General features: G+C 63.3%; 11 protein-coding genes and 1 tRNA gene. 10 read left to right on the top strand and 2 right to left on the bottom strand.

What is annotated here, in order from left to right:
- The first annotated feature begins 529 nt into the window (after nt 1-529).
- The 3 genes from ppk2 to fetB all read left to right on the top strand — a co-directional run bounded on the left by ppk2 (nt 530) and on the right by fetB (nt 3277).
- Nucleotides 530-1786 (top strand): polyphosphate kinase 2, encoded by a 1257-nt coding sequence (gene ppk2, locus AW06_RS13940; RefSeq protein ID WP_034951247.1) that lies wholly within the window; start codon nt 530-532, stop codon nt 1784-1786.
- Nucleotides 1787-1871: 85 nt separating this feature from the next.
- Nucleotides 1872-2477 (top strand): ATP-binding cassette domain-containing protein, encoded by a 606-nt coding sequence (locus AW06_RS13935; RefSeq protein WP_034951251.1) that lies wholly within the window; start codon nt 1872-1874, stop codon nt 2475-2477.
- Nucleotides 2474-3277 (top strand): iron export ABC transporter permease subunit FetB, encoded by an 804-nt coding sequence (fetB, locus tag AW06_RS13930; protein WP_034951246.1) that lies wholly within the window; start codon nt 2474-2476, stop codon nt 3275-3277. Before AW06_RS13935 ends, fetB begins: the two co-directional genes overlap by 4 nt.
- A gap of 49 nt (nt 3278-3326) precedes the next feature.
- Here fetB and AW06_RS13925 read toward each other — a convergent pair whose 3' ends face one another.
- Complete coding sequence (locus AW06_RS13925) at nt 3327-4580, bottom strand: DUF1887 family CARF protein (protein ID WP_034951244.1); 1254 nt, start codon at nt 4578-4580, stop codon at nt 3327-3329.
- A gap of 264 nt (nt 4581-4844) precedes the next feature.
- Here AW06_RS13925 and AW06_RS13920 point away from each other — a divergent pair, with 264 nt between their 5' ends.
- The 6 genes from AW06_RS13920 (at nt 4845) to AW06_RS13895 (ending at nt 9813) form a co-directional block, all read left to right on the top strand.
- A complete protein-coding gene (locus AW06_RS13920; RefSeq protein ID WP_034951243.1) occupies nt 4845-5642 on the top strand; it encodes an alpha/beta fold hydrolase in 798 nt (265 codons plus the stop codon).
- Nucleotides 5643-5653: 11 nt separating this feature from the next.
- The gene (locus AW06_RS13915; protein WP_034951240.1) at nt 5654-6061 is read left to right on the top strand and encodes a hypothetical protein; all 408 of its coding nucleotides are present in this window, start codon (nt 5654-5656) and stop codon (nt 6059-6061) included.
- A complete protein-coding gene (locus AW06_RS13910) occupies nt 6058-7044 on the top strand; it encodes a CapA family protein (protein WP_273704705.1) in 987 nt (328 codons plus the stop codon). The genes AW06_RS13915 and AW06_RS13910 overlap by 4 nt, the downstream gene beginning before the upstream one ends.
- A 253-nt stretch (nt 7045-7297) precedes the next feature.
- Nucleotides 7298-8194, top strand: coding sequence for a GNAT family N-acetyltransferase (locus AW06_RS13905; RefSeq protein ID WP_034951238.1), 897 nt, complete (start codon nt 7298-7300; stop codon nt 8192-8194).
- 47 nt (nt 8195-8241) lie between these two features.
- Complete coding sequence (locus tag AW06_RS13900) at nt 8242-9642, top strand: PIG-L family deacetylase (protein ID WP_034951236.1); 1401 nt, start codon at nt 8242-8244, stop codon at nt 9640-9642.
- A 95-nt stretch (nt 9643-9737) separates the two neighbouring features.
- Nucleotides 9738-9813: transfer RNA gene (locus AW06_RS13895), tRNA-Thr, on the top strand.
- Between the two features lie 130 nt (nt 9814-9943).
- On the opposite strand, the gene AW06_RS20715 is transcribed toward AW06_RS13895, so the two are convergent.
- Nucleotides 9944-10288, bottom strand: a complete 345-nt coding sequence (locus tag AW06_RS20715; RefSeq protein ID WP_273704704.1) for a hypothetical protein — start codon at nt 10286-10288, stop codon at nt 9944-9946.
- 381 nt (nt 10289-10669) lie between these two features.
- Between AW06_RS20715 and AW06_RS20710 the strand changes: the two genes are divergently transcribed.
- Nucleotides 10670-10804 (top strand): hypothetical protein, encoded by a 135-nt coding sequence (locus AW06_RS20710; RefSeq protein ID WP_273704703.1) that lies wholly within the window; start codon nt 10670-10672, stop codon nt 10802-10804.
- Nucleotides 10805-11209: the final 405 nt, after the last annotated feature.

Below are 11209 nucleotides of genomic sequence, written 5' to 3'. Positions count from 1 at the left end.
TTGAAGCGCATGGCCAAGTTGCGCCTGCAGTAGAGAAAAACGAGGAAAAGCCTCAAAAAGGCCGGAAAATCGACAAATTCCGGCCTTTTCCATGCCGAAAAGTAAAATTTGTCGGTTTCCCGGGCTCCAAGTCCGACAGGCTGCTAGAGACGCGACCGATGGTGACGTTTGTTTGCATGCAAATTTCTCGGCGCATTCGGCCTATGCTAACAAATTGCATATTGAGAAAGTGCTTGCACAAAGAATAATCACAATCAGAGATGGAATCGTCCGAAAATCGCTGAAATCACTCATCAAAGTCCGGCTTTTTGGGGCGCCGTTTGCCGCCCGTGGCGCGCTCGGCAGGTGCCGGGCCGGACTTTTTCAGGGTGAGCACGGCAACCGCAGAAAAACCCGGAAAAGATTTGCTCAAGGGCATTCAAGCGATTGAAGTGTATGACATCTCGGCGGTATCATCACAGGCACCGCCAAACCACGATCCGGCGTCGACTTTTCGCAACAGACACCCCCCCATTGGAGAAAGAGATAGATGGACAAGATAACCCCGCCGCCCGCAGCAGGCGCTGAAGATAAGGCCGGTACCCCTGACAATCCGGCGGTTCCTGCTGCCAAACCGGCAGGACGGGCTACCAGGACACGTGCTCCTGCCACGACCACGCGTTCGGCACAGCCGCGCAAGGCCTCTGCCGGTGACATTGCACCGGCGCGTACCCCAGGTGGCATGGAAGCCTATGACGTAGCCGAAGCCGCCAGTTCGGCGATCGAACAGAAGAAAGTCGCCCTGCGTGACATCATCTCTTCGGCGAACGTCGGCGATACGGCTTCCTTGGCCAAGACGCTGGAAGCGATCATGACCGGATCTTCGCCGGATGATGCGCAGGCCCTGCGCAAGGCGCTGCTCGGCAAGGAGGAAGAGCCGGCGGCCAAGCCTGCGACCAGTCCCGACGACGAACTGGCAACCAGTTGGCGCGACACCAATTCCTATCCCTACCGCAACCTGATGTCGCGCAAGGCGTATGAGAAGCAGAAGTACCGTTTGCAGGTTGAGCTGCTCAAGCTGCAAAACTGGGTGAAGGAAACCGGGCAGCGCGTCGTGATCATTTTTGAGGGGCGCGATGCGGCAGGCAAGGGTGGTGCCATCAAGCGCTTTACCGAGCACCTCAATCCGCGGGGCGGGCGCGTGGTCGCGCTCGAGAAGCCGAATGAACAGGAGCGGGGTCAGTGGTACTTCCAGCGCTATGTCCGTCACCTGCCGACCGCAGGCGAGATCGTCTTCTGTGATCGTTCGTGGTACAACCGCGCCGGTGTCGAGCGCGTGATGGGCTTCTGCAGCGAAGAGGAATACCAGGAATTCATGCGTCAGACGCCGGAAGTCGAACGTACATTGGTGCGCAGTGGCATTCACCTGGTCAAGTTCTGGTTCTCGGTCAGCCGCAAGGAACAGCGCCGCCGCTTCAAGGAGCGCGAGGTGCACCCACTCAAGCAGTGGAAGCTGTCGCCGATCGACCTGGCCTCACTCAACAAGTGGGATGACTACACCAAAGCCAAGGAAGCGATGTTCTTCCATACCGACACGGCGGAGACGCCGTGGACGGTGATCAAGTCCGACTGCAAGAAGCGGGCGCGTCTGAACGCCATGCGTTACGTCCTCCACAAGCTGAATTACACCGGCAAGGACATCGAGGCCATCGGCCCGATCGATCCACTGCTCGTTGGCCGTCCGCATGTGGTATACGAACCGAGCGGCTCGGCAATGCCGACTGCCGCACATACGCCGATCCTGTAAGTCGGCGGCGACTCGTGAGGGGCGCCGCAAACGCCCCTGCGACCAAGTCGCTGTGCTGGTCGCTGGTTCAGACTTCGGATCGTCGATGCCCTGCCTGCGCATTCAACAGCTCGTGACCCGCCATGTCGGTCCGATTGAACTCGCGATCGGAGCTGGCGAGTGTGTCTGCATTGAAGGGTCTTCGGGCAGTGGCAAGACGTTGTTGTTGCGCGCCATCGCCGACCTCGACCCGCATCGTGGCGAGGTGCGACTTGATGACGCCAGTTGCACGAGCCTGCCAGCGCCCGCGTGGCGGCGCGCGGTGGCCTTGCTGGTCGCCGAGAGCCAGTGGTGGTCGGAAAGGATCCGTGATCACTTCGAGCACGGTATCGATGCGGCGTGGATTGAACGGCTCGGCCTGCCCGTAGCCGCAATGGATTGGGAAGTCGCCCGCTGTTCGACCGGCGAAAGGCAGCGCTTTGCCTTGTTGCGAACGCTGATGCAGGCCCCGTCCGTCCTGCTGCTCGACGAACCGACCGGCAACCTCGACCAGGACAGTACCCGTCGCGTCGAGGCCTTGCTCGACGACTATCGCCGGCAGCGACAGGCGGCGCTGCTCTGGGTCAGCCATGACGCCGGCCAGATCGGGCGCGTTGCGCAACGCCGCTATCACCTCGACGGCGGCAAGCTGCAGGAGAGCGGGCGGCGATGAACGTGCTTGCGCTTTCGCCGTTCGATCTTGCGATCGCCGCGCTCCTGATCCTAGTTCTCGCCGGTCTGTCGCGGCGCCTGCGGATCGGCGTCGAACGCCCGCTGCTGGTCTCGGCCGCGCGCAGCACGGTGCAGTTGTTTCTGATTGGCCTGGTGCTCAAGGTGTTGTTCGAGAGTGCGCAGCCGCTCTGGGTGGCCTTGCTGGCAGCGGTGATGCTGGTGGTCGCCGGGCGCGAGGTGATGGTCAGGCAAAAGCGCCGCTTTGTCGGCGGCTGGGGTTTCGGTGTCGGCACCCTGTCGATGTTCGTCTCGTCATTCACGGTGACACTGCTGGCGCTGCTCCTGGTCATCGGCACCGACCCCTGGTACGCGCCGCAATACGCGATACCGCTGCTTGGCATGGTGCTCGGCAACACCATGAACGGAATCTCGCTGGGACTCGATCGTCTGACCCAGGACGCCGCGCAAGGACGAGCGGTCATCGAAGCCAGGCTGGCACTCGGTCAGGACTGGCAGTGGGCGATTTCCGACAGCCGCCGCGAAGCGATGCGGGTCGGCATTATCCCGATCATCAACGCCATGTCTGCCGCCGGCATCGTCAGCCTGCCGGGGATGATGACCGGCCAGATCCTGGCCGGAACACCGCCGGTGGAAGCCGTCAAGTACCAGATTCTGGTGATGTTCCTGATCGCCGGCGGCACCGGTTTCGGCACCATGGTGGCGGTGAGTCTGGGCGCCCGACGCCTCTTCGATGAACGCCAGCGCCTGCGACTCGACCGCTTGCACCTGCCCGCCAACTGATCGGGCTGCCTGGCTGGTCGTCGCCCGCCGGGCGGGCGCACCTCCATGCTCAAGGTGGTTCCGTGGCTGCGGACGTGGCGGTCGCGATATCCATCCAGGCACAGATTTCCAGCCGCAGATCGATGAGATGTTCAGGCTCGATCAGGCGGATGCGGTAGGCACGTGCGCGTTCGCGCGCCGCCGCGCCGTTGCCCTGCTGCAGGCGCCGCGCGGTGAGCAGCCAGGTTTCGCCCATCGCACCACCGACATGGCGGCGCAGGCTGTCCAGGCGGTTGAGGATCGACTGACTGCCGCCTTCGGTGCTGATCTGCACGCCGGTCTTGCACTCGAGAACCAGCAACTGGTTGCGCCACACCAGTGCTGCATCGAGTTCGTTGCTGGCCGCCTCCTGCAGGCCGTGCCCTGCATCGACGCGAAGATTGGTGCCCCAATGACCGTCGGGAATCAGGCCATCGGCCTGTAGCCCGGCCAGCGTCAGCCAGGCCCATTCCTCGAGCCAGCCACCACCGGCGTACCTGGCGCTCGCTTCACCGGCAAAGACGAAGCGGCAATCGCCGTCCCATTCCCAGATGCCGGCCTGTTCAAATGCGCGCGCCAGTTCGTGGTTATTCGTGAACAGCGGGCGCTGGGCGAGGATTTCGGCACGGAAAGTACGCACGATGCTGCCGTCCGTACGCCTCTGTGGCAAGGCTTCGCGCGTCAGCCGGTTGACGTAGCCAAAAAAGCCGTTGAGCCGTGGTGCTTCAAGGACCAGATGTTCGGTCAGGTCGGCGCGTGCGGCAGCGGCGCACACGAAGGTCGGGTTCCAGGTCGGGTCGGCCACCACGCGATAACCCTGTACCTGCAGGACATCGCCGAGCTTGAGCAGATCGGCCGGCAGCAGCAGCGGTGCGCCACCTCCCAGATGCTCGAGTAGGCCGTGGCGGGTATCGCAATACCAGGCATCGCCGAGACCGGCGAGCGCGCCGACAAAACCGAAGGACATCACCTTTGTACCGCCGCTGGCATTCAGGTCGATCGGCAGGCCGGGATGCTGGCCCTGCAGTTCAGCAGCGAGTTCCTGAGCGTAGCGGCTGATGTTCCCGAGATCGTGGTCGGGCGTGTGCTCTGTGATGCGTACCGCATGGGCCGGCCAGCCGGCATCGTGCAGGACGCGGCTGAATTGTAGTGCACCCTGGCGTGCAGGTTCCGAGTCGCTGGTCGCGATGATCACCTGCGCTGGCCGCAGGCGCAGGGCGGGCAGGGTGTTCTGCATGATTTCCTCGGAGGCCAGACAGACGAGGATGCGTGGCTGGAATTGCATGCGATGGTTCCAAAGACGGTCAGCAGGCGCCATTGTGCGCCAGTTTGCCGGCGATGGAGATGGTGCAGGAGCGCCACCAAGCCAGTGTCGATCAGAATGCCGGGCCAGTCGCGAATGTTCATTGAAAAAGGGAGATTGCCTGTACCGGCACGACCCTGCGATACTTCGCGAATTCCTCGCCAGCACCCTGAGCGTCTAGCCCGACAGTCATCAACCTTCAGAAAGCGTCAACCCACAGCTCTCACCGACACTTCCCACTCGCTCATGAAAACTCGCCGCATCCATACCCTGCATCGGCCGGCGGTCGGCGCCAGGCGTTCTCCTCCTCTCATATTTGTCCATGGCGGGTATGCCACGGCAGATTGCTGGGACGCTTACTTTCTGCCCTGGTTCAGCGGCCGCGGCTTCGATTGCCACGCGCTCGACCTCTCCGGCCACGGCGCCAGCGAGGGCCGCGAGCATCTCCACACTTTCGGCATCAACGACTATGCCGAAGATCTCGCCCAGGTGACCCGGAAATTTGATGTGCCGGCGATCCTGATCGGGCACTCGATGGGCACCGTGGTCATTGAACGCCTTCTCGAACGTCAGCAGGCACAGGCAGCGGTCCTGATGGCACCGGTGCCGCCGATCGGCATCCTCGGCGCGACGATGAAGATTGCCTTGTCCGAGCCCACCTTCTTCGACCAGCAAGCGCGTGCCATCCGCGGCAAGTACTCGCCGGAGACGCTGCAGATGATGCGCGATGTCTACTATTCGCCGGAGACGACCAACGAGAATCTGATCCGCTTTGCGCCATTCTTCCAGTCCGAATCACGACGCGCCATCCTTGATCTGACGCTGTTGGCGATGCATCTTGGCTGGCGCCGGCCAGCGTTGCCGGTACTGGTCATCGGCGGCGAAGCGGACGCGCTGTTCCCGCCGGCCGGGCTGGGCTTGACCGCCGTGCGCTGGCAGGCCGAGGTGGCGGTGGTTCCGCGTGCCGGACATACGCTGATGCTCGACGCCCACTGGGAAGCCGCGGCCGAGCGAATCGCGGCCTGGATCGAGCGGCAGTCATAGGCTGGCACAGGATGCTGAAGCACTGCCAACGCCTCTTGGTCGTCACCCTGCTGCTTGCCGCACCCGTGCATGCCGAGAAGCTGCTCTGTCACGTCACCTACGGCGGTGATACACGCGACCTGGAAGCGCGGCCGGTCAATTCGCCCTATACCGTCCCGGTGCAGCCGATCGGATCGTACTTCCTCTTCCGCATTGTTTTTCACAAGGAACCCGCAGATCTGGCGTCGATCAAGCTCTATGTCTTTGCCGATAGGGACAGCGGACCGGTGCCGATCCAGCAGGCAACATACCCTTATCCGCCGGTCGCAGGCAAGCGTGCCGGCTACGGCTTTACGGGTCTTCACCAGGTCTATGAGCCGATTCGCGACGGCGAGCTGCAATACTGGTGCGAGTGGTTTCCCAGCGAGCCGGCACGATGAGTGGGCAGGGCGGGCTGCGTCTGCTGGTCATTTTGCTCGGCGTACTGGGGGTCCTCCTCGCCGGGAGTGCGCGCGCTGAACCCGTCCGTCTGATTTTCGTCGGCGACATCATGCTTGACGAGGGGCCGGGCCGCCTGATCCGCCGCGGCGGGGACCCGCTGTCGCCCTTCGCGGCGCTGCTGCGGGACGCCGACTACCGCATCGGCAACCTCGAATGCCCGATTGCCACGACCGGGAAACCGCTGGACAACAAGATTTTCAGCTTCCGCGCCGACCCGCGCGTGCTGCCCGTTCTGCGTGGACGATTCGATGCGCTCAGTGTGGCCAACAATCATTCCGGTGATTACGGTCAGGCAGCTTTTCTCGAAACCCTCGCTCATCTCGCCGGCCACGATATCGCCGCCTTCGGTGGCGGTCGCCATCTGACCGAGGCGCACCGTCCGCTGTGGATCGAACGGCGCGGCCTGCGCATCGCCGTGCTGGCCTACAACGAATTCAAGCCGCGTGCCTTTGAAGCCGGTGCCGAATGGCCGGGAATCGCCTGGAGCGAGGATAGCCAGGTTGTCGCCGACATCCGCGCCGCGCGCGCGGCCGGCGCCGACCTGGTGATCCCTTTCATGCACTGGGGCTGGGAACGCGAGCGGCAAGCGAGCGAACGGCAGCGGCAACTGGCCCGGTTGATGATCGACGCCGGTGCCAGCCTGGTGGTCGGCGGGCATCCGCACGTGACGCAAGACATCGAGTATTACCAGGGCAGGCTGATCGTCTATAGTCTCGGCAACTTCGTCTTTGATGGTTTTGACCTCCCCGCCGCCCGGACCGGCTGGCTGCTGCGCCTGTCCCTCGACAGGCATGGCCTGGTCAGTTGGGATACCGTGGCCGCGCAGATCGACGAAGACGGTACTCCGCACCCGCAAGCCGGGACGCCCACACCCTGCGGCCGCGCCGGGGATCGCCTCGTCAGGGAATGCGTCCAGCCCTGAGATCGCACACAGGCCCCTTCAGCGACAGACCTGGATGCCATTCCTCAACAACCTCCGGGTTCGACGGTAAGCCTTGGCATTCCTGCTTGCGGGCAGCCAGAGCATGACAAAAAGCGGTACATTCTTGTTTTGAAGAGTCGTTGGGGATCGATCGGAAGATGGGGCAGGAGCAGGAGGCGTGCAGCGCGGAGTTCTGGCACGTTACCCGCCTGGTCGCCGTGCATGCACCGCGCGTTGCCGCAGGCAGAGACGCATGTTGACGCTGTTGCGCGCCTGGCGCGAGCGTGGCTGGACGCCGATCGATGCAGCGAGCTACGCGCAAGCCTGGCAACAGTACGGCGGCAGTGTCGCCACGCACCCGCTCGTCGTCGAGCGGCTGGCAGGGCTGGCGGCGATACCGGTGCGTTACCTCGGCTGGTTTGCCGGCGATCGGCTGCTCGCGGCGATTCCCTGCTGGGGGCGTTATCTGGCGCTGTCCAAGGTGGTGCTCAAAAAGCGCGGCCAGCGCGGCCTGTTCGACCTCGGTAATGCCGAGATCATTCTGCCGATCGCTGCCGAGGCCTCCGTGCCGGTGCGTGTCCGAGTGCCCTACGTCTCCGAACTCAACGCCGCGCGCATCAGTACGCTGCGGCCGCAGCCGCAGGGCCTGGCGCTGGCGCGCCCCCCCGAAGACTACGGCAAGAAGTTCCGCTACAACCAGCGCCGCGAATGGCGCCTGCTCGAGGAAGCGGGAGGCAGCGTTCGTTCGATGCTCGATTTCTCACCGTCCGAGCAGGCTGCCATCTACGCCGATTTGTTCGAGCGCCGCTGGGGCTTTGCCGCCCGCGGCGCGGCGCACTTGAGCCAGGTCTTTGCGCTGCTGCGCGAATTCATGACCGGTGCGGTACTGTTGCGCAACGGGCAGCCGATCGCCATCCAGATTCTCTACCGCGTCGAGGCCCCGCAGTGGATTTCGCTCGAATACATCAATGGCGGAGTAGACCCGCAATGCCGCGAGTTCAGCCCCGGCAGCGTCCTCAGCTTCGTCAACACGCAAGCCGCCTGGCAGGATGCGCGCGCGCTCGGCAAACCCTTGCGCTATTCCTTCGGTCGTGCCGATCGTGAATACAAGGATCGCTGGTGCCATCGTGTGCCAGCCTATCAAATCTAGACAACGTGTCCTCCGCGATGCCAGCGGATTCCTCCCCGAGGCCAGTCATGCTATCACGCAAACCCAAATTACTTTCGCGCTACCGTCGTCAAAAACGCTATCTGCTGCTCTTGGCCGGATTGTTGCTCGTCGTGCTCGGCGTTTTCGTCGCCTGGTGGCTGCTGCCCGGCCTGCTGCTGCTCGGCTGGATCGTGCACGAGGCCTGGCTGGCCGACCATCTCTTCTATTCGCCGCACGATGACTACCAGTACCGATTCCCACCAGATACCCCCCGGCAGCAGGTGTCGCTACGCGATGGCCGCGTGCAGTTGAGCGAGCCACTGGCGGCTGGCGAGACCTTGATCCTTGAAGTCGAACTGCGCAGCAGCGGACTCGGACGCTGGTTCGATCCGCAGGTCCTGCTCGGTGATGACCGGCAGGATTTCGAGCGCAGCGTAATGGGCCGGCGCTATCTGAATGTCTCGGGGCAGGCGGCAGTGCTTGCCCGTAGCGAGTTGCTGATCCAGGGGCGGCACTGCCGTCTGCCGGCGACCGCCACGCTGTATACGCTGGACAACCCGGACTACGCACAGCGCCGCGTCATGGTGCTCGCGCCGCACCCTGACGACGCCGAACTGGCAGCGTTCGGCCTTTACAGCCGGGCGTCCGAGGTGCTCATCGTGACGCTGACGCAGGGCGAGGTCGAAGCAGAGGCGTACCAGCGTTACGACCTCGATGCCGCGCAGGCGGCAAGGCTGAAAGGCCGCTTGCGCAGTTGGGATAGCATCGCCGTACCGCTCTGGGGCAACGTTTCGCAGCAGCGCTGCGTGCAGCTCGGTTACTACTGCCTGCAGCTGTCGGCGATGCTCGAAGACCCCGCGGAGGCCTTTGCTTCCCGCGCATCGGGCGAGTCCGATATCCGCAGCGCGCGCCGCCACAATCCATTGCCACTGCCAGCCGACGCCGATGGCCAGCCTTCGGGGAAGAACCTGCTCGGCGACCTGGTGGCTCTGCTCGAACACTTCCGTCCTGAAATCGTCATCACGCCGCACCCGCAGCTCGACCCGCATCCCGATCACTACGCCACCACCCTGGCAATTGATCTGGCGGCAAAACTGGCGAATTGGCAACCCGAAATCGCGCTGCTCTACGCCAATCACCTGCACGACAACGACCGCTGGCCAATGGGGCCGGCCGGCTGTGGCATCGCCTTGCCGCCGGCACTCGTGCAGTTGCCCGCGGATGGGCTCTGGAGCCCGACGCTGAACGAAGCGGTACAGCTCGACAAGGCCATGGCGCTGGCCATGCAGCACGATCTGCAGGGCCGCCTGTCGCTCAAGAAGCGCCTGCGCCGGCGCATCCAGCAAGTGCTCACTGGTCGTTCCTGGCCACCCACCGGCGAAAACGAATTCTTCCGCAAGGCCGTCCGTCGCCATGAACTGTTCTGGGTACGTCGTTTCGACGCCTGAGGCCGAGGGCACCGGCGAGAAAGCTCATGGGTGTTTTCAAGGAAGGAGGCCGCTGTTATAATCTTGGTCCTGCATGGGGTACGATCAATACCCGTGCCGCTGTAGCTCAGTCGGTAGAGCAGCGCATTCGTAATGCGAAGGTCGACAGTTCGATTCCGTCCAGCGGCACCAAAGAATCAAAGACTTAGCCCGGCTCACAAGGTCGGGCTTTTTGCTGGGCTAACACCGGGCTAACACGCCAGAGAAAAAACGCCCGCAGCGTGACCTCCAGAAAGGCGCCAGGTCACCGGCCAGCCACCAGTCAGGCTTGCTCCCAGCAGGCAGTTGGTGGGAACGCCTCGCGCGCAGGCATGTCTGGTTCTTGCAGGTTTTCTGATCCGATCGGGAATTCCTCGCGCGCGCGGGCGGCATGACTTCGACGATGACAATCACTTAGCGCACGTTTCGGGAATGAGGTTTTTACCAGTGCGTCGGTGATTGCAACCTTCCCTGCAACCATGCGCCGCTGACACCTTGAACCTTGCCTTGAACCATCGCCGGCTTCGGCCGGCAAGGTTTCCTCGCCTGTAACGGATACCTTGCCGGATACCTTGCCGCCCCAACGAAAAACCCGGCGCTTGGCCGGGTCTGGTCTGGCGTCAATCAAGCTGCCGGCGAAAGAATCCCGATCTCCTGCAGCACGTCAAGGGCTCGCACAATCGCGTCAGGACGAACGATCTACCCCAGGCCGACACCAACCACTGCGCACCCGCACGCATAGCGGGTTCCGATCAAGTGGACTACAGTCCACTTGAAACATGTCGCCGCCACGCACGCGCGGCAGGTTCGCGGCTTCTAACTCTGCAAATGCAGGGTGAGACTGTCGCCGCCACGCACGCGCGGCAGGTTCGAGCGTTGCAATTGCGCAACGTTGCGTAATTGCGAGCGGACATTCAGCCAGATGAACTTGTGGCGGCCGATGCCTGTTTCCCGGCATCCCTTTCGCTGACAGCGCCCTATGACTTTTCCGTGATCGAGGGAGTGCTCGATGAACCTACCGGGCCGTGCGCGGCAGCGCCAGCAACGCCCCTACGGCTTGCAGAATCGCGCCACAGCGAACGATCTGCCGCGCGGCAATACCATCGCACCACCGTCCGCAGAAAGCCCTGGAGCGCCGCCGTGACTGCTTGCTGGCGGCATTGCGCGGTGCAGCGTCTGCATTTTCCGCGCCAGCAGTGACTGCTACCCGAAAAACGCCTTGCCGTGCATGGCTTGGTGCATTTCGTGCTTTGGGTTGCCCTCGGCATTGTGCAGCGCGGCTTGCGACTCGCCGCCGTCGTCACCTGCCCGGCCGCATCCTTCGCGGCAGCAACGGCCGCCTCGAACTTCTCTTCATCGATGGCCGCGAGCTTTTGCCAGCGGGAAGAGTCGCTATAGGTGATGCCTAGGTCGGAGAGGGTTGGAGTTGGTGTCCTCGCATCGTGCGAGGACACCTGATACTGGTTACTGCCGCTCCCTTTTGCCCCTATCGCCTTCGGCATCTCCGCCAGCAACTGCCCGGCCCGACGACAGCGCCAGCATTGCCCTT

Source organism: Candidatus Accumulibacter cognatus (assembly GCF_000584975.1).
GTDB classification, from domain to species: domain Bacteria; phylum Pseudomonadota; class Gammaproteobacteria; order Burkholderiales; family Rhodocyclaceae; genus Accumulibacter; species Accumulibacter cognatus.
This window is presented reverse-complemented; position numbering and strand designations above follow the sequence as displayed.

What these genes read in the sequence shown, in the direction of transcription:
- AW06_RS13915 (WP_034951240.1), top strand. Translation starts at nt 5,654, where the DNA reads ATGCTGAAGCACTGCCAACGCCTCTTGGTCGTCACCCTGCTGCTTGCC.
- AW06_RS13920 (WP_034951243.1), top strand. Translation starts at nt 4,845, where the DNA reads ATGAAAACTCGCCGCATCCATACCCTGCATCGGCCGGCGGTCGGCGCC.
- AW06_RS20710 (WP_273704703.1), top strand. Translation starts at nt 10,670, where the DNA reads ATGAACCTACCGGGCCGTGCGCGGCAGCGCCAGCAACGCCCCTACGGC.
- ppk2 (WP_034951247.1), top strand. Translation starts at nt 530, where the DNA reads ATGGACAAGATAACCCCGCCGCCCGCAGCAGGCGCTGAAGATAAGGCC.
- AW06_RS13900 (WP_034951236.1), top strand. Translation starts at nt 8,242, where the DNA reads ATGCTATCACGCAAACCCAAATTACTTTCGCGCTACCGTCGTCAAAAA.
- AW06_RS13925 (WP_034951244.1), bottom strand. Translation starts at nt 4,580, where the DNA reads ATGCAATTCCAGCCACGCATCCTCGTCTGTCTGGCCTCCGAGGAAATC.
- AW06_RS13910 (WP_273704705.1), top strand. Translation starts at nt 6,058, where the DNA reads ATGAGTGGGCAGGGCGGGCTGCGTCTGCTGGTCATTTTGCTCGGCGTA.
- fetB (WP_034951246.1), top strand. Translation starts at nt 2,474, where the DNA reads ATGAACGTGCTTGCGCTTTCGCCGTTCGATCTTGCGATCGCCGCGCTC.
- AW06_RS13905 (WP_034951238.1), top strand. Translation starts at nt 7,298, where the DNA reads ATGTTGACGCTGTTGCGCGCCTGGCGCGAGCGTGGCTGGACGCCGATC.
- AW06_RS13935 (WP_034951251.1), top strand. Translation starts at nt 1,872, where the DNA reads ATGCCCTGCCTGCGCATTCAACAGCTCGTGACCCGCCATGTCGGTCCG.